Consider the following 23,116-nt stretch of genomic DNA (forward strand, 5'->3'; position numbering starts at 1 on the left):
TTTGTCAAAATAAACGGTTATATCTATGAATTCAATACCCAAAATGGGATCTCAGCAAAGGGTATTTGGAAAGATGAAAGTGGGAAGAAAATGTTATTTCAAGCAGATAGTAAAGGCTTTTTTGAAGCTGAATTGCCTTGCCAAAAAGGACAACTCAACATTGAGATGTCTGGCTATCGTACTTTGACCATTCCAGCTCACCTCACACAGTCAAATACCAAGGTGACTTTTGCAACCTCATTCCATCTACTACCCAATGATAAACAAAATAGCAATAAACCTTACCAGCAATCCGAGCAAAGACACTTTACATTGAAAGATACTTCTCTAAGTCAAAAAGCCTACAAATCCTTCCATTTTCAACTCATTGACGCTATCTCGAAAGAAACGATAAGGAAAGCTGCTGTTTGCTTTTCTTATACACAAACAAAAAAAACAGAATGTGTTGATACCGATAAACAAACAAATAAAATCAAGGTAGTATTCAACCAAAAAGATATAGTAGCGTTCCAAGCCAAGGCAACGGGTTACCAAGATTACAACGGTAATTTAATCATTGATAACCTTAATAATCAAACCGATGACTACCCTCTTTACCTCCTGCGCGAAGTTACTTTATTGAGTGTGATGGTAGAATCAAAACAAGCCATAAAAGGATGTTGGTTAGTAGCTGCTAACGGGCAAAAAAAAGCTTTGCTCAATTTAGCATCCAATCATTACATGGCACAACTTATCCCCAATCAAAATTACACCCTCATTACCGAAACCCTTTCAAAGCAATACGCCCAACAAACGATTACAATTCAGCCTGGAATAAATGTGGCAGCCGTTGCATTTGACAATCCAACAAAACTACCAGAATCAAACCTTCCCAAGCCTCCAACTGAACTTATATCGCCTCTCTCTCTTGTTGTACCCAACGAAGAATACACGGTTTATTTTGAACAAAGTGATTTTCAACTATTGGCCGACAGTAAAACTTTGTTGCAAAGAGTTGGCCAGACCCTCAAACAACAACCCGAAAAAGCACTGTATATCGAAGGCCATACGGATAGTATTGGGAATGCAGCACTCAATCAAACCTTGTCTGAGTACCGCGCCAAAGCTGTCAGTACGTTTTTGTTCAACCTCGGTATCAAAGACGAACAACTCATTTTGATTGGATACGGAGGAACTCGCCCACAAGTAGCAAATGATACCGAAGAAAATAGAAAAAAAAACCGTCGAGTAACACTACGATTTGCCGATAAAAATACCAATATTTTGACTACTAAATGAGAAATCTCTATTGCCTTTTTCTATGTCTGATTTTTGTTTTTCCAACGATAAACAGTTGGAGTCAAAAAATACTATCCTCTAAAGACCAAAACGAAATCAGGTACTTATCCCGTAAAAAAATTGAAACAGATTTGGTTGATTTACTGAACACGCTTTCGTTTGTTGATTTAGGAGAGTTTGAGCGAAAAACCCTCATAGAAAATAGCTATTTACCCAACCAAAACCAAGTCTTTTTTGACGATGCGGCCATTGTGGAAGATGATTTGAATGGTATGCCCAAAGAACAAACCAAAGTAGCGGATTTGAGCATAGACCGATACTTGAAAAACTTTGATTTATACTACAAAAAAAGTGACTCTCCTTCAGTGGAAACTGGCAATATGTTAGTTTCAGAGTTAAAGCAAGCCAAAGATCATTGGTATTTACAGGTATTTTTTCAAATCACCTATAAAAATAAACATAGCAACGGTAGCTCGTTTTTGCCAATGTGGCGAGTCGCCGAAATAAGAGCTGATAAATCCGAAAATCAATGGACTACGCTCATTAAACGAATGGGATTTTTTGACCCTAAATCTCAAAATGATAAAGCAGCAAACTCTTCGACCGAACTACGAAACAAAATCGTGGAAGACTCGCTCAATGCAGTGGCTCTAAAAAAAGAGTATTCGTTGCGGGTAGATGAACTGTTAAGCCTTGGGGAACAGATTATTAAAGAAAAAAATGCTAAAAAAGAAGCCATTGACTACTATAGCCAAGCCAAATTTTTGTCCCATTACTATCACTTGTCAAGTCTCCGCTTTGAACAATTATATCAAGTTTACAAGAACAAAGGGGATATTATTGCCGAGGCCGAGATTTATGATAAAGCCTTGGCTTGGTATGAAGTAGCCGAATCCCTTAAAGATTCAGAAGAAATCAAACAAAAAATAAACGTCTGTAAAAAACTGCTTAAAAACTGATGCATAAAGTGTGGTTATATCTCTTTTGGCTCGTAGCACTGGGAAGATGGTTTCCCATGAAAGGGCAAGTTACGACCGATGCCCAAGAGTATCAGCAATATAAAACAATGGCCGAATACAGTATGACCGAAGGCGATTACGAAAAAGCCCGTAAACTGTGGCGGATATGCCTCACACTACCCAAGTATGAAAATGATACCAAAGCGCAACAAAAAGCCGATGACTGCACTAAAATTATCGCAGCCCAACAGCATTACCAAAAAGCCCTTAATGGTGAAGAGGATATTATGCCTGCATTTCGAGATCTCTTAAAATTACAACCGATAAGTCCTCAAGATAAGTTTTTCAAAACTCGAATTACCCAACAAATTGAACAAACAGCCGATAAATACCTCAAAGAAGGCAATGTAGAACAAGCCACGAAACTCTTTGGCTATGCCTACGAAATGACACCAGTAGTTGGATTAGCTTTCAAATTGGAGCAAGCCGACATGAAATATGTTGAAAAATACCAACGAAACTCTTTGCCATATACCAATTATAAACAGAAAAAAAATACCCCGCAGAATAATACAAATTCATTATTAGAATTAGACGAATACGCCCAAATTATCAAGTCTGCAGATGAAGCCCTTAAAAACGGCAATTATGACTTGGCTCGTCGTAAATATAGTGCCGCTACTCAAGTTCCTGGCCACGAAAACGATCACTATGCCGACGAACAACGCTTGCGAATTACTCGATTACAGCAGATAAACAAACGCCTCGAGGAAACCCAAAACGACCCACGCGGACAACTCATCTACGCCCGCGATGCTCTTTCATTGAGTCCAGATGATGCCACACTACGCCCTAAAGCCGCCAAAGCTGCCGTGCAGGTAGGCGACGAAATGCTGAGTAAAGAATTGTTTGCCGATGCCAAGAGATATTACCAAGAAGCGGCAAGGTATGGGGCTAATGGAATGAATGAAAAAATAGCCGATACAGAAAACAAAATCAAGGCAAAAAGACAGGAAAACGCCAAGAAGCAGGTAGAAGTGGCCAAGCAAAAAGGCAAGAAACAACCAAACCTTCAGCCTGCCAAAGAGCCAAAACCTCGCCGTGAAATGCCTACGTTGGTGGGAGTAGCCATAACAGCAGGCGCTTCAGCAGCTTTTCCCATACTCAACAATGGGAGTAGCAATATCAAAACACCCATTTCTTTGCAGTGGTATGGCGGTGGGCATTTAATTGTCTTACCCGATGGCAAGTTCTCGCCCATTGTAGGCGTTCATTATGCCCCCGTGAGGTTTCAAACTGCCGCCGCCGCCAAAACCATCCCCCTCGAACGCTTTGCCTTTGACCTCCTCCAAATTCCCGTAGGCTTGCGGTATAAATACCCTATGAGCAACCAAGATTTGAGCATACACTTTGAAGCGGGGGCTACTTTCAACCTCCCTCGAAAATTGAACTACACCAACTATGCCGTGGAAATAAACAATACCGACCTCAATATGCTCAACAATCAAACATTGGGCTTTTACGGAGGCATTGGCATGAGTAAATACCTCAGCAAACGCCGCTCGGTAAGCCTCATGCTCCAATACCAACGGACTGATAACCTCCTCAACCTTGACTATAAAGACAACGCCACCAATCGTTCCCGCGCTTCAATGCTGTTGCAGGGGCTCAGTGTTCAACTAATTTTTAGAGTATTTTAAAAAAATACACATGTAACAATGAAGCAATTATACAAATACATAGTAAATATCCAAGGTATAGTTTGGATGTTAGGAATATGGTTATTTTCATCCCCAGTACTCAAAGCTCAAACCATCATACCTGATCCTAATTTTGCTGCTGCTATACGTGCTGCATGCCCTACTTGCATTGATGTAAACAACAGGCTACTTGCACCTGCTACTACACTTACTTCGCTCAGCGTCGTTGATAGAAAGATCACTAACTTAACGGGTATTGGGGGATTTATGAATTTACAGACTCTTGACTGCTCTACCAACGAACTAACCTCATTACCCACTTTACCCAATAGGTTACAATCGCTATCTTGCTCTGCCAATCCACTCACATCTTTGCCCTCCCTTCCTAATAGTTTGGATATAATTGACTGCAATAATAGTTTACTCACCTCATTGCCTACTCTTCCCAATACATTACGAACGCTTAGACTCTATAACAATAAACTCATATCTTTACCTGACTTACCTAATAGTTTACAAGAATTTTGGTGTTGGACAAACCTACTCACTTCCCTGCCAACCTTACCCAATAGTTTACAAAAACTTTATTGCCACAATAACCAACTAAGCTCTCTGCCAACACTACCGAATGGGTTACAAGAATTGAGTTGCTATCAAAATCAAATCTATTGTTTGTTAAATCTACCAAATGGCTTACAATATTTAAGAGTTGACGAAGATAGGATCATTTGTTTACCAAGCAATCCAACAGGATTAAAAATCTACGGTCGAAATAATAATTTAATTTCACTACCTATCTGTACGGGCATGACCATTTCAACCGCCAACACATCTGGTATCTGCCCAGGCAATTCAGTTGAACTATTGGCCAATAAGTGTCGTGAAATTGTTAAATGGTCAGACGGACAAATGGGCAATAGCATAACTGTAAAACCTACTACCACTACCACCTATACAGCTACTTGTATAAATATTTGCAACCCGGATGGTTTGTATCTAAGTAATCCAGTTACTATCACGGTACTACCAACGCCTCCTCAACCCATCATTGCAGGCAATAATGCCTTTTGTGAGAATGGAACGACGAAACTTACCGTAAATAACGCTGGCAGTTATCAGCAGTTTCGTTGGCTACGTAATAACCAAAACACGAATGTAAACCAGAGTAACCTTGATGTGCGTGAGGAAGGTAATTACACAGTAGAGGTATCGGTCAACGGTTGTTCAGCCACTTCGGCAAGTTTTCAAGTCCAAAAATCCCAACCTACAATCGGTAATATCAAAGGCGGTACCGAGTTTTGCGCAGGTAGTAGTCTTACGCTCACTACCGAAGCTACGGGCGGTGTAGGAGTGTATAAATATGAGTGGCTTCGCAACGGCGAAAAAGTAGCTGAGGGCAGCAGCTACACTGTAAATACATCAGGCAACTTCCGCACCCGCGTTACTGACGGCATTGGCTGCACCGCCCAGTTCCCGACTGAGGTGACTGTCAAAGAAAACCCGCGCCCTATCGCTATTTTACCCACTTTAGCGAATCTTACAGGCACCGAAACCCAAGCAATTAAAGCGATGGTATCAAGCGGTACAGCCCCGTACAGCTACGCATGGTCTGCAGATCCAAACATCAACTTCAATAGCAATGGTGAGAATGCTACCTTTGGCCCATTTACCCAAAACACTACTATCAAGCTGCGCGTTGCAGATAGCAAAGGCTGCCAATCAGAAGAAGTTCGCACACCTCTCACTTATATACCCTGTACTTTGAGCGCAGGTATACAGTCACAATCTTTCTTTTTTTGCAAAGGTAGCCTACCCTTGGCAGCTACTGTTCAAAATGGCAACGATGGCTACACCTACCAATGGCGCAAAGACAATAGTCCCGTAGGTGGAAATACATCCATATTGGATGTCATCGAGGGCGGGCGATATTCGGTCATTATTACGGACAAAAAAGGCTGCCTCTCTACATCAGGTACAGTTACGGTCACCAAAGGCAACCCCAGTGTCCAAATCGTGGGTAAATTAGAATTTTGTGCAGGAGGAAGTACTTTACTCAAAACTACTACCCAAAACGCTAAAGCCCCCATCAGTTATAAATGGCAAGGTGGGAGTAATGCCGATAGTTTACGGATAAGTACAGCAGGGAGTTATACCGTCGAAATTACCGATGCCAACGGCTGTTCAGCTACTTCATCGGCGGTTACGGTTGTACAAAACCCCTTACCCGTGGCCAGTGCCGGCATGGGCAAGAGCGTTACTTGTGCCGAAACTTACGCACTTACGGGCGTGAATACGGCCACTGGAGGCGCAGGCGGTTACCAGTATGCATGGAGCAGCAACCCTGCAGTCGTCATCCAAGAGGCTACCACAGCCCAGCCTACCTTGGGGCCGTTTGTAGAAAACACCACCGTTACGGTACGCGTTACCGATGCCAAAGGCTGTGTGGGTACTGCCCAAAGCACTGTCAGCTACATTTCACCCGATTTGAACGTAACACTGACGGGAGCCAGCGAGTTTTGTTCGGGCAAAAGTGTCCCACTCAAAGCCACCATCGAGAAAGCCAATTTACCTCTCAAACAATTGGTGTGGTACAACGACAGCCAAGAAGTCAAGCGTGATAGTAATGAGTGGACTACCAATCAAAAAGGCAGTTACACGGTTTTTGTTGAAGACAACAAAGGCTGCCGCAAGACTTCCAATATCTTGGCTATTGCTGAAAATCCTACGCCAGCCGTAAGCATTACAGGCAGTAGTTTTTACTGTTATAGTAGCAATACTACTCTGTTGGCCAAAATTAACAGCGGCACACCGCCCTTCAAACACCAGTGGCAACTCAATGGTACGAGTACAGGTACAGACAGCCCCACACTCACCACCGCTACCGAGGGCAGTTATAAGCTATTCCTTAACGATGCTAAAGGTTGTACTGCCGAAGCACCCATGTTTGCTTTGGTAGAAAAAGGGGGCGAGTTGATAGCCCAAATTACGCCACAAGGCCCACTATCGGTTTATGCCCCAGAAAAAGTGTTGCTGGTGGCTACTTTGGGTAAAGAATACCAGTACCAATGGAAGCGCGACAACACCAACATTGTAGGAGCGAACGGAGGGGCATATACCGCCGACCAGTCGGGAAGTTATGAGGTAGTAGTGTCTCGAGGTGAATGTAGCCGCACTTCGGCAGCAGTGGTGGTCAAAGTAGAAGTACCTACCTCAGTAGTAAGTTTTCCAACCAATCGCTGGCGCGTTTGGCCCAATCCCACCAGCGATAAACTAAGTGTGTTGCCTCCTGCGGGCATAGTAGGGGAATTAAAATGGGTAGTGGTAGATCTAACTGGCAAAAAAATAACCGAAGCCGCGCAAATCGGCACCTCACAAATGGAGATTGATACCAAAAATTGGCCTGTTGGTCAGTATATACTCTTTATAGTTACCCCTTCTTATCCATTTACCACCAAAATAGTGAAGCAGTGAAAAATAAATACCGTGTTTATTGGCTTTTTTTGTTGACTATCAGCTGGCTTAGATTACCCGTTTCCTGCACTCAACTGGATGTAGAACAGGTTGGGGCAAGCCTCAAAATATCAGCCGGGTCGGGGCTAATTGTGGGTAAAAAACGTTGGGCATCGTGTACGGTTGGCTGGAACACAGCAGGTACTTTCACGCCCGAACAAACCCAAACGATAGAAGCTGCCATGAGCGAAATCAATAAAATAAAGGTGTATTTCACATTGACCAAAAACAATACTCCTCATATCAAAGTAGCCTTTGCCTCCCCCGAACAAGTAGGCAAAAACAATACGGAGGGTGTACTGACTTATCGCAAACCCGCCTTAGCATCTATTGAAGGCAATGTAAGTAGAGGCTATACAATTTACCTCAATCAAGCACATACTTGGACAACCACCCAACTCAAAGCGGTGGTGATGAATCAGTTGGGTGAAATCATGGGACTTCCAATAAGTACGAACGAAAAATCCATCATGTATCCATGGCTCAATCCAACAACGCATACGGTTCAGTGGAGTCAAGAAGATGTACAGGAATTGAAACAACTCTACCCTGAAAGTGGCCTACCTGCCGTTAAGGCAGGACCTCCTACCCTCGCCCCTGCCAACAAAACACATACCATCGAAATAAATATCACCAATTTCGACAATATTCCACCTATCTCGAATCTCGGCGTTTGTTGGTCGAGTACTAATCCTACACCTACGATAGATAATACAGAAGGACGAAATGCCTATGGAAGTGACAGCAAATCGCTTCTCATCTCACTTTGGGAATTAAAATCAGGAACACGCTACTACTTGCGTGGCTATGCCTCCAATGCTTGTGGGATTCAATATAGTGAAGTCGTTGTTTTTTCTAAACAATAAGGAATAACCTTTTACACTCCCCAAAATCTACTTAAAAGACCTTTCAATGTATCGAATTTACTTTTCGAAATAGTATTTTGTGTATTCAAATACTGTCTTAAACGCTGTCCACCTTGACGTGAGGCGTAGAGTGCTTGAGTGCATTCTTTAAGTTTTACCGTTTGCTCCCCATGGTCATACGTTTGTAAATAATCAAGATTGATACACAAGCTATTACTGATTGAAAAAAAGCGTGCATCGTTGTGAAGAATATCGACGTACTGCCCTAGATTTCTGTTTGCCACTACAGCATGAGTAGTTGATGCTAACCAAAAGTTGGTCATACTCGCTTTCGCTTCCAAATAAAGTATATCTGAAAGCTCTATCATCTGAATCTTACCCCCAATGAGCGTAATTGCGATTCGCTCTGAGTTTTTTTGGGGGGAGTTGAGGAAATCTATTAAAAGACTTAACTGTTCATAGCTTTGGATGGGCTCTTTCTGCTTTGCCACTTTTACCACTGCTGCTTGTAATTCTTTTGCGCTAAAGGGTTTTACTAAAAAATCAACCGCAGCATATTTAAAGGCTTGAGTGGCATTATTGAAGTCATAATGTCCAGTCATAAAAATGATACTAAGCGAATCTAGTTGGTTTTTATGACGCAATTGTTCCAACAATTGATAACATGAACCTCCCGTAATCTGTACATCTGTCAGCAATAAATCTGGATTTGTCTCAACGACTACCCTAACAGCTTCATTCACCTCAGAAGCTACTCCAACAACCTCTACATTTGGACATAACTGTGCTAAAAACGACAAAACATTTTCTCGTTCAGCAGAATTATCTTCAATAATGACAGTTCGTAACATACGAAGTTCTTCTGAATTAGGTGACTCATTTAATAGTAACTCTATATTCATGGGTGGATGCTGTTTAGACATGATTTATACGAATAGTCACAATTGTTCCTGAATTTTTTACTGCATCTTCGGTATGTATTTCAATCTGATAGCCCAAAAGATTCAACAAATGTGCCCGCTGCATAGTCAGTGTAGTAGAAACAGAGTTTTTTTGTTGGGGTTTAATCTTCTGAAGTTCAGCCGCCGCTTGACGGCCTATGCCATTATCTTCTACTTTACAAACGATAGTTTCATCAGGAAGAGTAAAGAAATTAACTTTTAACATTCCCAACTTTGAACTGTTCAAAAGTCCATGCACAATGGCATTTTCGACATATGGCTGGATTAGAAAAGGTGGCAAACGATAATTATCTGTATTGACTGAACCCTCTATTTCAAATCGAGTTTCAAAACGTCCTTCGTACTGCAATTGCATTAGTTCAACATACATTTTCAGCAATTCAATTTCGCGTGAAAGCGAAATTTCTTTTGCAAACGGAGTTGTTTCATCTTTGAAAAGAGAATCTTCGAGGTAAGCACGTGTAAGCCTCCCCATTTTTATCAAATTATCGCTCGCTTTTTCTGCATCATGGCTTAAAATCAACTTTTGAATGGCTGCAAGCGTATTTGAAGTAAAGTGTGGATTCATCTGCGATTGAATCGTCTGAGCTTGAAGCAATCGCATTTGTCGTTCTCGCTCTTCCATTTGTTTTTGTTTAATAAAAAGTTGATTCGATTTTCGAGTGTCTTTCCACCATAGTACTCCGAGTAATGCCGTCAGGCAAAGTCCAGCCAAACTAGCGTACCAATAAAAATTGGGGGATTTCCAAAAATAAACCAAAGTTGTGAACTGAACGCTACTGATGCTCGATTGAGTTGACTCTAAAGTACCTGTACACGAACGAACTTGTAAGGTATGAGTACCATTAGCTAGGTTTGTTAAATTAATTTCGTGATTTTCTGTCCAAGGTGACCATATATCGTTTTCCCCCAATAAACGATAGCTAAATCGAGAGCGAAAGGGTTTATCTTCCCCAATAGATTCTACTTTTACCTTTACATCGTTCTCACCAAAGGCAAGTTTGATGGGGTCATTATTTTGATTAAAAGAGACTCTTTCGTTGTTAACATGTGTAATAAATGTTCGTAAGGGTTTTACAGTAAAGTCAAGTTTTGTTGGGTCAAATACCGATAACACCGAGCTTGAGGTCATCCAAATACGGCCTTCCGAATCGCGATAACTGCCCAATTGACCTGGTTCTAAGCCCATAAATCCATTATGATGATTGAAGCATTTTATCAAGGCTTTTCCGTCTTGGTTAAATCGTTTTAAATCCAATACATATAAATTATACGCATCGGCTATCATCAAGTGGTCATTATCAATTTGTTCAATACATTGTATAAGTTTGGAAAAATATCCTTCTAGCGCCAATTCAAAAGCATCGGTTTGAGGATTATAACGGCAAACTTTACCTCGCCCCCCTAACCAAACTGTCCCTTGCCAATCCGTGTACAACACCCCACCGCCCTTTACAGGGAGTTTTTCGTTGTCTTTGGTGTAGGCTTTCCACTGTTTTTTTTCAGGGTTATAACGCTCGACACCTAGCCCAGAAAACCAATAGTCACCATCGTTAGAAACCGTTGAACTCATCACAAGGTCGTCAAACAAGGGCGATTGTCCTCTAAGCGAATCCGTGCGAAAAGGGGGAGTTGTCTCTATCGTATATACATGTTGGTTACTTGCTGCGATTATTTTTCCTCGTTTTGTATCCTCACTAAGGCAAAAAGCAAGACTATTGAGCCTGCTTGGACGAAAAAATAACCATTTCGTTCCATCGTACCGAAATACGCCACTACCTTCGGGTAGCCACAAAGCTCCCTTTGAATCCCTGATTGCCCGATAATACCATTGATTTTTGAAATGGAAAAGATATTGGTAAGGTTTAGGAAGGGTTTTCCGATGTCGTTCTATAAGACTCACCAAAGGAGTAGAAGGAAGATTGACCAGTGTTTTTCCATCATATTTTTGAATGCCTAATTCATAATTTAAAAAAAACATGTTTTTCTGACCATCCTCCACTACACTCCAAGCATTGGGTACCTGCTGATTTGTAAAACTCTTAAAGCCATTAATTGATACTAATTTCCACAATCCTTTCTCGGTAGGCAAATAATAGGGAGACGTATTGTTCTGATTAAGAAATGATAAATTATGGGCTAACGGTGGGTTTTTGCCAATACTAAGTACTTGCTTACTCTTTGCTGGAATATAATACAGGATTTCATGATGAGTAAAAAAATAAGGGAATTGGAGCGTGTTTTGGACGTTAATTCCTCTGGAATCGATTTGTAAAAAGGGAATAATTTGCTGACTGTCCCAGTAACTATGAGTTTGTTGACCAGCGGATTCATTAATAAAGAAGGCTTGGTTATGTAATAATTCAAAGCCTGAAGAAACTTCAAGTCTAGGAATGAGTGGATTAGATTTCCCTTTACTATATTGATATACAACGTTATCAACATCAAGCAAATAACGCTGACTTTTAGAATGGTAAAGAGCTCCTAGTAATTGTCCTTTTGGTAAATTAGGTAGTTTAACGGGGAGTAACGTATCGCCTTCTACTTGAATTAGTTGGTTGTTAACAACCATCTGTATCGCTCCTTTGGGGCCTTTAATAATCGTTCCTAACCCAGCCGAAGGAGGCAAAAGCCATTTTTTAAACGTTTTTCCGTCAAAACGAGCTAAGTGGCTCCCCGCACTTATCCAGAGGTATCCTTTGTCATCTTCATCTATATCAAAAACGGGGCCATTCCAAAGACCATCTTTTTCGGTATAGTTTTCAAAAGTTTCGCCATTAAACTTACTCAGCCCAAACCAGGTACCACACCATACGTAACCTCTACTGTCCTTGTATAGGCACAACACTTGATTCTGCAATAACCCTTCTTGAGTAGTGTACTTAACGATAGGAAAATCTTGGGCAAGGCATTGCTCCACCCAAGTAAGACCTAACCAAAACATACACAATAAATTAATGATAAATTTCATCTTTTCTTTATCTCTGTTTGGCAAGAGTACACATTTTTTATTCAATCCTAAAATATGCCCTTTATTTTGGTTCTTTTTTCGCATGGTTGGCAGAAAATAGCTTATTCAAAGTACTTACCCCAAAACAAAAAATCGCCTAAAAAATGCAGTTTATCCGAAATATCTGCCAATTGTCCAGCAAAACTGACATAGCCACTTTTTTGGTTTTATGTTTAGGGCATTGTTCCTATTTGACCAATACAAAATGACTACCCAGCCAGACACTCGACCACTTTCATCTGATATTCACTTACAGTTAGGGCGCCTTCACATAGCTATTCATCAAATCGTTTTTTTACGGGGCTGCAAAAATTATACTTTTTGCCATCTTACTGATGGTCAAATACTGCTTTTAAGCAAAACGCTCAAATACTACGAACAGTTACTGGCTCGTCATGGTTTTGTACGCCCTAATAAGTCTTACCTGCTTAACACTAACTATGTTTTGGAATATACTGCCTCTGAAATTATTATGTGTACCCACGAGTGCGTGGGAATTTCGAGGCGAAAGCGTAATCGAAAAAGTGATTTTTATACAGTACTACAAACAAAAATAGCCTGATGATAAAAGAAACAACTCCTATTGCAAAAAATAAGGATAAATATATCTTTTTACGACAATTTTTAGAACAACAAGAAAAAGAGCTAAAACTAGCTATGTTAGCCCGTACCATGAAAGCCCAGGGAATTGGATTTTTGCACATATTTGAAGCAACGGGTCTCCAACCAGAAATCATTCAAAGCTTATAAAACATTCAACCTATGAATACCCGAATTTTATTCTTTGTACTAGCACTCTTTATCGGGAGTCTAAATGCTATAGCCCAAAACTCTCCTATTTGTGGAGTAAACGAATTGACCAAACTGGAGGTAAATGCCAGAAAAATGGCTTCTACTCAACTTACCGCCGCCGACCCCAACACGGTATTTACCTTGCCTGTGGTATTTGTGGTCTATCATTTAGGTGAATCCGTAGGTACGGGTTCTAACCTTTCGGATGCCAAACTCAACGACGAATTGGCCAAACTCAACGATGCGTTTCGCGCTAGAGGGGCATTCGCAGGGCTGAACGACACCAAAATCCAGTTTGAACTCGCCAAATACGATGCAAATTGTGCTTCTGCTTCGGGAATCGTACGTGTTAATGCAAGTGGTGTAGCTGGATATGCGGCCAATGGCTTGAATAACAGTGACAACACAACGCTCCAAGCTTTACGGGCGCTTCACTCATGGAACAACCGTGATGAATACATTACCATTGAACTGGTCCATAAACTCAACGGCGCAGCAGGATACGCTGGGTATTTAAGTGGGTACTTAGTAATAGATGCTCAAGCTTATTGGTATGGACTAACTGCCCACGAAATGGGGCACTGCCTCAACTTACGCCACACGTTTGAGGGAGACAATGGTGGAAGCCAATGCCCCCCCAATACTGACCCCGAAAATCAAGGGGATTTGATTAGCGATACAGACCCCCACAAAACGGGAGATTTTTGTTTGGATGCTGCCAAATCAGAAACGAGCATCAACGAATGTTCGGGTGTTGCGTTTGGCAAATTATTACGAAATTTTATGTCGTACAACGGCCCTTGCTGGGACCGATTCACCCCTAAGCAGATAGAAAGGATGCGCAACTCATTGGTGAGCTTTCGCTCCCAATGGCTTGCCTCCAAGGCTTTAACGGGACTCACCTCGCCCCCCGTAGCCAGTGCCGTGGAGCGTTGTGGGTCTGGGACAGTAACCCTTACCGCTTCTGCTTGTTCTGGGACTTACAATTGGTATTCATCCGCAAGCGGAGGAAGTTCGTTAGGTACTTCTGCCACTTACACCACTCCAAACCTGACAGCGAATACGACTTATTATGTTTCCTGTACGGGGAGCAGTTGCCCCGAAAGCGGACGAACGCCCGTTGCCATCACCATAAAACCTGCTGCTATTGCGCAGCCAAGTAGTTGTATTCCAACGGCCACCAATGGCCTTAGCACTTATTTTGGAATATCTTCCTTTTCGTTTAGTACCATCGCTCGTACGGGCGGACAGTCTTCGTTGGCTATTGGCAGTAATTATAGCGACTTAAGTTGCAGTGTCAGTACCACCGTACAAGCAGGAAATACCTACCCTTTTACTATCAGCTCACTTTTTGGAAATACTGTAATAGCTAAAATATTTATTGACTATAACAGTAATGGTAATTTCGATGACATTGGCGAATTAGTGTATAACAGCAATGGTAATTATTTGGCTACGCACACTGGAACTATCGTTGTGCCAACGAATACAACTGTCAATACGGGATTGCGTATGAGGGTAATGATTGACCCTTTCAATATGACTTCCTGTTCTTTACCCGGTTTGTCTCAATATGGATCTGGGAGAGCAGAAGATTTTGCGGTGACCATCACCCCGTCCACCTGCACCCCACCTGCCGCGCCCACCGTCAATTCAGTCAGCATCAACAGCGGACTAACCGCTACCCTGACGGCAAGCAATTGTACGGGAAGTGTCAAATGGTACGACCAACAAACGGGCGGTACGCTGCTCTACACAGGAAACCCCTACACCACCAATGCCCTCATTGCCAACGTTACTTACTACGCAAGCTGTATCGTAAACAACTGCGAAAGTACTTCAAGAGGCAGCGGTACTGTAACGGTCAACTGCACCCCACCTGCTGCCCCCACCGTCAACTCAGTAAGCATCAACAGCGGACTAACCGCTACGCTGACGGCAAGTAACTGTACGGGTAGTGTAAAATGGTACGACCAACAAACGGGCGGCACATTGCTCTTTACTGGTAACCCCTATACCACCAATGCCCTCACTGCCAACGTTACTTACTACGCAAGCTGTACCGTAAACAACTGTGAAAGCACTACCAGAGGCAGTGGAACCGTAACAGTTTCGACGGGGGCTTGTGCCGTGCCAACGGGTATGCAATGGAGCGATAGAACCACGCAATCCTTCCGACCTCGTTGGCAGGGTATAGCAGGGTATAATTATGTAGTACGTTACCGAATTCAGGGGAGTGCAGCTTGGACAGAAACAGCCATCATTCCCTGCACCTTGACAGGAGGGGTATCAACAACACTTCTCAACCTTGCTACAGGCCGTACCTACGAATGGCAAGTGAAGGCAATATGCAGTATCGGTAATGAAAGTGCTTATTCGGTTTCTACACTTTCAACCATTGATACCGCGAGCCCTCCTTGTACCTCTACCCTTACCCACAGCACTGCTACACTTTCCGCAGGAGTCTATCAGGCATCGCAAACTATTGCAAGTCAAGCCAATGTGGTAAATAATACGAAATATTTTGCAGGCCAGTCAGTATTGCTGCAACCTGGGTTTAAAGTAAACAGCACGCAGCCTTTTACGGTCAATATAGAAGGTTGCCCTACCCAAGCCCCCGCGTTGCAGTTTACTGGGACATCGACTTTTACCGCCAATGGCCAAAACTATACCTCCTATGGCCTGAGTGTTTCCAATTTTTCCGTTTTTCCTAATTCGTTGTTTGCCGCTGCACCGACTTTGCCGCTTTGCGGAACGGCTACCAATACAGCCCGCACTTGGGTGTATGTCTATGATGCGACTACGGGGCAGCTGTTGAGCTATTTCTGTACGCTTTCAAACGCGGCCTCTATGACCGGTCTCGCTTTTTCAAGAGTTACTGGGATACCCGCCCCCACATCAGTGTATGTGGATATATATGATAGATTCTTAAATCTGCACTATGTTTCTACTGCGGTGACGATTCCTTAGAGAAAATAGAATCAAAACCAAATTGGCAAGTACCTACTGTTAACTAATTGAACAACAAAACCACTAATGAACATGAACCCTATGAAAAAATACCTGTTTCTGCTTTTCTCTTTTTTTTACTCTCACTTTCTTCTTGCACAAGCCCCAAGTATTATTTGGGATAAAACTATTGGGGGGAATGGGCAAGATTTAAGACCAACCATGATAACAACAAGTGATGGAGGTTTTGTAATTGTAGGGCAATCACCTTCAGATATTTCAGGAGATAAATCGGAAGCGAACAAAGGTGGAAATGATTATTGGGTGGTTAAGCTCAACAGCAACGGACAAAAAGTTTGGGATAAAACCATTGGTGGAAATGGTTTGGAGGAGACACCCACTATAACCGCTACAAGTGATGGAGGGCTTTTTATTGCAGGAACATCATCATCAAACATATCAGGAGATAAATCGGAAGCGAACAAAGGTATGAGGGATTATTGGGTGGTTAAGCTCAACAGCAACGGACAAAAAGTTTGGGATAAAACTATTGGAGGAAATTATAGCGACATAGTAAGTGCAATCATTGCTACAAATGATGGAGGGTTTGCTGTTGCGGGAAGTTCAAACTCCAGCATGGGGTATGACAAAAGTGAAAGTAGTCCTGCGAATGAGTATGCTTATTGGATTGTAAGATTTAATGGAAGTGGGCAAAAGTTGTGGGATAAAACATTTGCGGGAAGTAGATATGATATTCATAATGTGGATGTAGCCAAAAGCATAATTACAACTTCTGATGGAGGGTTTGTAATTGCTGGGACATCATCATCAGACATATCAGGTGATAAATCAGAGGCAAGAAAGGGTTCTGATGATTATTGGGTAATAAAACTAAATAGTAATGGACAAAAAGTCTGGGATAAAACTATTGGGGGAAGTGGAGCAGATGATGTTACCTCAATCATTACTACAACTGATGGAGGGTTTGTAGTTGTTGGAACATCGTCATCAAGCATATCGGGTGATAAAACAGAAGCAAGCAAGGGATATCAAGATTATTGGATTGTTAAACTTAATAGTAACGGACAAAAAGTCTGGGATAAAACCATTGGGGGAAGTAAGTAATTGTGCAAAATTAAAATGGATATTATCAACGATATGTAACTCCTTTAACCCCACGCCTTTAGGCTGGGGGGGGGAAAGAGCACAATGTAGGGCTTTAGCCCTGATTTTTACGCCTTTTTGTCAAAAAATCAGGGCTAAAGCCCACGTGAAGCTCTCTCATTGTATCCCCAGCCTAAAGGCCTGGGGTTAAAATAGAATTAGCTTTATACTCGCTTAATTTTGCTTAGATACTTAATTATGATATGGCCCCCACCATAACAGCTACAAGTGATGGGGGTTTTGTTATTGCAGGAACATCATCATCAGGCATATCAGGTGATAAATCAGATGCAGGTAAAGGTGGTAATGACGATTGGATAATAAAACTAAACAGCAATGGACAAAAAGCATGGGATAAAACCATTGGTACAAGTAATTATGATTTTGCATGTTCAGTTGTAGCTACATCCGATGGTGGCTTTGTTATTTCGGGAGAATCTGGCTCAGGAATATCAGGTGATAAAACAGAAGCTAATAAAGGTTATGAAGATTATTGGATAGTGAAATTAGGAGGCAACAGTTATACCTTCCCAACCCCCACTTTAGCCGTTACAAAATGCCCCAGCAAAGATTTTTGCTTACAATTGAACTTAACAACTACTGTTCCAAGCGATGGGCGGCGGCAAAAGTTTTTGATTTCTACAACGCCTACTTTTGATGATGCCACTACCTGGGGGTATAACTCAACGGGCGATTTAGCAGTAATATTTCAGAATGGCGATTCTTTCAACAAACCCTTTCAAAATAATGTCACTTATTACATTCGGGCAAGGGTAGAGAATATTGTTAATCAAACATTTTCGGATTGGGCTTCTACTACGTTTACGTTCACTTCATCCCCAGCTACGCTTAAACTTTCAGCTACTTCCTATTCTGCTACGGCTGATGCTTTTTTTCAAAACTTAGGGCTTGAAGCATCAGCCGCTTGGACAGCCCAATCCGATGCTTCGTGGCTAACTATCTCACCTACAAGCGGTACGCTTGGGTTTTTCAGTCAGATACGCTATGGGGGTGATGCTAACACTACCACTACTGCCCGTACGGGTACAATTACCTTTACATCGGGTACTACTACGGCTAAATTGGTGGTTACGCAGGCGGGAGGAGTAGCCAAAATAATTATCACCAATCTGCCCGAAGCCATCAATCAAGCTACCTACACAGTGCCACGGGAGGCTACGGTGCATCATTACTTTTTGGCAAAAAATAGTAGTACCAATTTGCCTGTACAGAATGTGATCGTAAATTATAAAATAGGCACTCAAACGACTATTAGGAATTCTCTGCCCAGCGATGCCGATGGTTTAATAGACCTCAACGTGAAAGTGGGTGGAACAGACTCAACAAGTTCAGCAGATGATTGGCTGGGTGTGGGAAGCGGTACCATTCAGTACGTTGGACTTACAAATGCTACTTTATCTGGGCAAAATGACTTTGCTACCAATCCGTTCACAATCAATGTGATAGATAAAGCTTCGCCGCTTGATAAAGAAATGGGCATAGGTGTTGGTTTTCGAGTAGGTGCTCCATTGTTTGAATTACCCTACGATTATAAAAAGAAAATAGGGAGTTATACACTAAGTTTTGGTTCGAGTATATCTGGAAAACTTGGTATGAGCACAGGGCGGCAAATTAGAATCAAACCCGTTTCTGGTTCAGCCTGGGATATTTATTTTAGTGGTAACCTTGGTGTAGGGTTAGACTTAGCTGGTGAAGCAGGATTTACTTTTGGTGATAAAAATATCAAAGCAGGAGCAAACACTTCTCTTGATACGGAGTTGGAAGGTGGAACTCGTTTTGAAAAAGGCTATCGAATAGACCTAAATAACCGTACAGACGTACTAAAATTGGGTTATTTGGTTTACTCATTACATGTAGCAAGTCCTACTGCCAAAGCTATTTCTCTCATATTTGAGAATCTTTATAACAAATATTCAACAACCCCACTCACCAATAACAGCCTTACCACAAGACGGGAGTTTTCGTATGGTGCAAACTATAATTTCGATTTAGATACAGAACTAAAATTCAAAGTGCGAGCCAAGGGCTTTAACTTACCAGGCTATGGTAATATTCCAGAGATAGAGCCTCAATACAAGGTTGAATCAAAAGGTGGCTTTTTAGATACCTATATTTTAGAATCAGAAAAGGGAGTAGGAAATCATACCATCAACTCTATTGATGTTGATTTTAGTGCTGTTTCATCTATTCAAAGTATGGTGAACATTACCAAAGGCAACCGGAAAAACAATCCTTCCGCCAAATCGCAGCCTTTTGAACTGTACAATACTTCGATTGATAACAACCTAACAGTGGGTCGTACTGTTGGCTTCGATGAATTGCCAAAGAGTTCATTTTTTTCATTGGGTACTCGCTCTACGGAACTAACCTTAGACCCCACAAATTCCACCAAGAAATACAACGTTATTATCAATAACCAGTACAAATATGGCCCACAAGTAACTTCAAGAATATTTGCCAACTATTATAGTACACCTGTATTGCAAAATAATGCACTGGCAAAATTTATTACGATGAATACGAATAGTTTGGTTTGGAGTGCATTTACAGCAGCCGATAATACAAGGAGCGTTTACAAACAAGCATTGGATTTACATGATTGGGTTACCACCACTTCTCCAAATAATACACCCTTTAATGAAATTGACTTAACCAGCACAAGAGACATTTCATTGATTGAAAAGCAAGAAGCCTCAACTGATTTGTCAAAATACAAAATCAATATTTTTAAGATTAAACTCGATTTAGCAGGAGTAAATTTAAGTTCATGGAGTACCCATAAGCATAATTTATCAAAAGCGGTGTATGTCAAATCACTAAATCGGGCATTACTTACGCTTGACTATCCCAACATCACAAATAATTTGGAAATACCCACCACTCATCCATTACTGATGATAGAAAATGCGATTAATTCGGTTTTAGGAGGAATTGATGATAATACAATTGCAGAATCAGATGATTTTATGGAAAGAACGTCTGCCTTTGTAGATGAACTGGTAGATATCTTATGGACCAATTTATGGAAGCCTCGTAAAAATTCGGCGGGTGTAACCATTTATGACCCAAAACAGAGCCTTTCTACACAATCAGCAAGAATCGCAGCTAATACTCCCAGTGTATTTACGTTCACTATTCCAAAAACTGCATTTTATGCAAATACCAAGTTAGATTTCGACTACTATTATCCAGCCAACGAGATTGAAGCCATCACTACAACAGATACATTGAGAATCATAAGTGATGTCTTTACAATTTCGGCAACCCTCAATAATACGAAATTGCTCAATGCCCCAAGAGCAAACTTTAACATTCAAACGGTTTTTAGCCAAACAGATTTAGAATTGGCATCATTACCAACCAATTTAGTGCCTATAGTGGTATTTTTACCACACGGCTCTACCGTTTGGGAGAAAATAGGTACTCTGAATACAACTTTTTCTTTTAACCGCTTAGGCACTTATGCGTTGGCAGTAAAGATTACTAATGACGATACACCACCTACCATTAATGTCACATTTCCAAGTACATTTACTGCACCCAATTACATTGATGTTACTTTAAACGACACTCAATCTGGGATTGATTGGGCAAAAGTAACTTTTGCAGCTAATGATTTACCCGTACCCTACACACGTCAAGGACTTACAAATACGTTTAGGGTTAATATCAGTGACTTACCGACAAATGCCAACGGAATTTTCAATTTCTACATTTTAGCTATTGATTTGGCTGGTAATCCCAAGACCTATCAAAATGTATATCCATGTGATTATCAAATGGTCATTTCTGGATTAGAGTTAGACCCAGACAATCCAATTTTGAAGAAAGCACTGGCAACAATTCAAGCAAACTCTAAAACTCCACAAAATAAAGACGTTTTATTCCGCGCAGGAAAAAGCATTGAACTTACACCTGGATTTGAAACAAAAGGAAAAACCTTTATGGCTCAGATTGGAGGCTGTGCAACATCTACCCTCCCTACAAACGGTTTAATAGCCTACTACCCATTTACAGGCAATACCAACGATGCGAGTGGTAATAATAGGAATGCGACTAACAACGGGGCAACCCTTACCACCGATAGAAAGGGCACCGCAAATGCGGCCTATGATTTCAACGGCAGCAATGCTTGGCTCAATACGCCTTTGGTTCAGTCCAACCTATCAGGCTATACCATTTCTGCTTGGGTAAAGCCCAATTTTACCAACAGTCAAGAGTACGTTATTCTTCAAAATCGAGGCACAACGCCAGGCAGCGGGCGGAGCTTAACGTTACATTACCAATACAGTACCAATCGGTGGGGCTTTGCCATTGATGGCGATGCGCTATACACGGGTGTACAAGCTCCATCAACCAATACTACCGAGTGGATACACGTGGTAGGTGTTTGGTCGTCGGGAGGCGCGAGCACATTCAATGCGAATCAGTTTAAAGTATATGTCAACGGCGTATTATTGTCGGCAGTTGCTATCAATGGCAACAGTGCAACTATTCCCAATACGGGTTCGGGTACGGTTGCCATAGGTCGGCACGAGGCTTGGGGGAGTTATTTCAAAGGCAAATTAGATGACATCCGTATCTACAACCGTGCCCTTACTGACGCGGAAGTACAGAGTATTTATACCATAGAACGATAATTGATACCTTGTTAAAATGAACATCAAAAAAAGTATTATCATCTGCCTACACGTTATTTTGGCTGGGAGAGACTGATTCCTACGCAGGTGCTGCTGGTGGCGGAGGATTGGATGCATCTGGTTAAGTGTTAGTGCCAAAAGAGTTTTTTGAGTTACCGATTGTGAATTTTAATCCCTACGGTACATTTTACGCAAAGAGTAACGCGCCGCTTATTCGACTGAACGGATTTGCCCAATTTTTGTGGGGAGGTCTTCCAACCGTTGATAAGATTCCGACTACAATACCTCACGAACTTGGCCATATACGAAACAGTGCCCTTTGTACAGGGGAGCCTTGAACTACACAAGTTACGGTTAAAAGCTTAATGAGACATAAAAATAAAAAAAAATGAAGGATAGGTTACAAATCAATGAACATCAGGTATAATCCCTCGAGATGGTAAGATTTACCCGTTTGGAAGTTAATCAATGTTTTAATTATTTAATTTACCTGTTATTCTATGAAAAAATACGCTGCATTTATTGTTTTCTGTTTCGCTCTTGCTCCTGTCTATGCTCAAATCTCGGTGGTAGGAGCGACTATTTCAAGTGCTAACACCTCTTACAATGTAGGAACCCCCTCAAACTCCCAAGTTTTTAATAGTGATGCGGGGAGTACTATTTATATTGATGTCCCTTGGTCATTGTCTTCACCTGTCCCATTTACTCAGCATCGAATCTACCGAGTCAATAGCACTTGGAAACTTGATAAGGTTTTTATTGGGGCAAATGGACCAACTATTACCCCTCTTTATACAAAAGCAGGGACGGACTTGACACCACCCTGCGACTGGAGCAATGGGCTTCTTTTGACGGGGACGTGTATAGGCCAATCGTCACAACCAACACAGGCCACAACGATCACCTCCAATTTTATGGTCATTCCTCAGCTCTCCTCAAGTGCCATTTCTTCATTGAGCTCTCCTCCAAAAGGAGCCTTGATTTTCGATACAACCAATAATTGTCTAAGGCTGTATAACGGAACAGAGTGGAAATGTCTCGTGGCTCAATAGGGTCATAGAATTTTAATAAAAGAGTATTATCCAAAGTTGTGTTCTCCCTCAAAAATCATGGGGGCTAGCTACGGCTTTGTTCAAGAAGGCCCCTATTAGCGGCATAAAGACCATGGGAGCGGATACCGAAAAGCTTGTAGAGTAGGTAAAAAACGAAAACATATAGAATTATGTTAGTATCAAATTTTGAATTGCTGATTAAGAGAATTGCTC

13 protein-coding genes are annotated in these 23,116 nt (G+C 41.6%); 11 read left to right on the forward strand and 2 right to left on the reverse strand.

Annotated elements, in window-relative coordinates; all coding sequences use genetic code 11:
• Positions 1-90: 90 nt before the first annotated feature.
• The 5 genes from FHS57_RS29580 (at position 91) to FHS57_RS29600 (ending at position 8,313) form a co-directional block, all read left to right on the forward strand.
• Positions 91-1,278, forward strand: a complete 1,188-nt coding sequence (locus tag FHS57_RS29580; RefSeq protein WP_183980070.1) for an OmpA family protein — start codon at positions 91-93, stop codon at positions 1,276-1,278.
• 131 nt (positions 1,279-1,409) lie between these two features.
• On the forward strand, positions 1,410-2,237 hold the full coding sequence (locus tag FHS57_RS29585) for a hypothetical protein (RefSeq protein WP_183980072.1): 828 nt from the start codon (positions 1,410-1,412) through the stop codon (positions 2,235-2,237).
• A 56-nt stretch (positions 2,238-2,293) separates the two neighbouring features.
• Complete coding sequence (locus tag FHS57_RS29590; protein WP_183980074.1) at positions 2,294-3,937, forward strand: putative outer membrane beta-barrel protein; 1,644 nt, start codon at positions 2,294-2,296, stop codon at positions 3,935-3,937.
• An 807-nt stretch (positions 3,938-4,744) separates the two neighbouring features.
• Positions 4,745-7,408: a T9SS type A sorting domain-containing protein gene (locus FHS57_RS29595; RefSeq protein WP_183980076.1), complete on the forward strand. Its 2,664-nt coding sequence runs from the start codon at positions 4,745-4,747 to the stop codon at positions 7,406-7,408.
• The gene (locus FHS57_RS29600) at positions 7,405-8,313 is read left to right on the forward strand and encodes a matrixin family metalloprotease (protein ID WP_183980078.1); all 909 of its coding nucleotides are present in this window, start codon (positions 7,405-7,407) and stop codon (positions 8,311-8,313) included. Before FHS57_RS29595 ends, FHS57_RS29600 begins: the two co-directional genes overlap by 4 nt.
• 11 nt (positions 8,314-8,324) lie before the next feature.
• Here FHS57_RS29600 and FHS57_RS29605 read toward each other — a convergent pair whose 3' ends face one another.
• On the reverse strand, positions 8,325-9,215 hold the full coding sequence (locus FHS57_RS29605; protein WP_183980080.1) for a LytR/AlgR family response regulator transcription factor: 891 nt from the start codon (positions 9,213-9,215) through the stop codon (positions 8,325-8,327).
• A gap of 13 nt (positions 9,216-9,228) precedes the next feature.
• Positions 9,229-12,330, reverse strand: coding sequence for a sensor histidine kinase (locus FHS57_RS29610; protein WP_183980082.1), 3,102 nt, complete (start codon positions 12,328-12,330; stop codon positions 9,229-9,231).
• A gap of 160 nt (positions 12,331-12,490) precedes the next feature.
• On the opposite strand from FHS57_RS29610, the gene FHS57_RS32230 reads away from it, so the two are divergent.
• The 6 genes from FHS57_RS32230 (at position 12,491) to FHS57_RS29640 (ending at position 22,903) form a co-directional block, all read left to right on the forward strand.
• Positions 12,491-12,847: a LytR/AlgR family response regulator transcription factor gene (locus tag FHS57_RS32230; protein WP_183980084.1), complete on the forward strand. Its 357-nt coding sequence runs from the start codon at positions 12,491-12,493 to the stop codon at positions 12,845-12,847.
• Positions 12,847-13,035: a hypothetical protein gene (locus tag FHS57_RS29620; protein ID WP_183980086.1), complete on the forward strand. Its 189-nt coding sequence runs from the start codon at positions 12,847-12,849 to the stop codon at positions 13,033-13,035. Before FHS57_RS32230 ends, FHS57_RS29620 begins: the two co-directional genes overlap by 1 nt.
• A 12-nt stretch (positions 13,036-13,047) precedes the next feature.
• Positions 13,048-16,047, forward strand: coding sequence for an Ig-like domain-containing protein (locus tag FHS57_RS29625; protein WP_183980088.1), 3,000 nt, complete (start codon positions 13,048-13,050; stop codon positions 16,045-16,047).
• A 72-nt stretch (positions 16,048-16,119) separates the two neighbouring features.
• A complete protein-coding gene (locus FHS57_RS29630; RefSeq protein WP_221225766.1) occupies positions 16,120-17,151 on the forward strand; it encodes a hypothetical protein in 1,032 nt (343 codons plus the stop codon).
• A 242-nt stretch (positions 17,152-17,393) separates the two neighbouring features.
• Complete coding sequence (locus FHS57_RS29635) at positions 17,394-21,851, forward strand: LamG-like jellyroll fold domain-containing protein (protein WP_183980093.1); 4,458 nt, start codon at positions 17,394-17,396, stop codon at positions 21,849-21,851.
• Between the two features lie 500 nt (positions 21,852-22,351).
• Positions 22,352-22,903 carry a phage tail-like protein gene (locus FHS57_RS29640; RefSeq protein ID WP_183980095.1) on the forward strand — a complete coding sequence of 184 codons (552 nt, stop codon included), beginning with the start codon at positions 22,352-22,354 and terminating at the stop codon, positions 22,901-22,903.
• Positions 22,904-23,116 lie beyond the last annotated feature (213 nt).

The organism is Runella defluvii, assembly GCF_014195535.1.
Lineage (GTDB): Bacteria > Bacteroidota > Bacteroidia > Cytophagales > Spirosomataceae > Runella > Runella defluvii.

Excerpts from the sequence above, each read along its gene's own strand:
- FHS57_RS29580 (WP_183980070.1), top strand. The coding sequence starts at position 91 with ATGTTATTTCAAGCAGATAGTAAAGGCTTTTTTGAAGCTGAATTGCCT.
- FHS57_RS29640 (WP_183980095.1), top strand. The coding sequence starts at position 22,352 with ATGAAAAAATACGCTGCATTTATTGTTTTCTGTTTCGCTCTTGCTCCT.
- FHS57_RS29610 (WP_183980082.1), bottom strand. The coding sequence starts at position 12,330 with ATGCGAAAAAAGAACCAAAATAAAGGGCATATTTTAGGATTGAATAAA.
- FHS57_RS29595 (WP_183980076.1), top strand. The coding sequence starts at position 4,745 with ATGACCATTTCAACCGCCAACACATCTGGTATCTGCCCAGGCAATTCA.
- FHS57_RS29630 (WP_221225766.1), top strand. The coding sequence starts at position 16,120 with ATGAACCCTATGAAAAAATACCTGTTTCTGCTTTTCTCTTTTTTTTAC.
- FHS57_RS29590 (WP_183980074.1), top strand. The coding sequence starts at position 2,294 with ATGAAAGGGCAAGTTACGACCGATGCCCAAGAGTATCAGCAATATAAA.
- FHS57_RS29605 (WP_183980080.1), bottom strand. The coding sequence starts at position 9,215 with ATGAATATAGAGTTACTATTAAATGAGTCACCTAATTCAGAAGAACTT.
- FHS57_RS29620 (WP_183980086.1), top strand. The coding sequence starts at position 12,847 with ATGATAAAAGAAACAACTCCTATTGCAAAAAATAAGGATAAATATATC.
- FHS57_RS29635 (WP_183980093.1), top strand. The coding sequence starts at position 17,394 with ATGGCCCCCACCATAACAGCTACAAGTGATGGGGGTTTTGTTATTGCA.
- FHS57_RS29625 (WP_183980088.1), top strand. The coding sequence starts at position 13,048 with ATGAATACCCGAATTTTATTCTTTGTACTAGCACTCTTTATCGGGAGT.
- FHS57_RS32230 (WP_183980084.1), top strand. The coding sequence starts at position 12,491 with ATGACTACCCAGCCAGACACTCGACCACTTTCATCTGATATTCACTTA.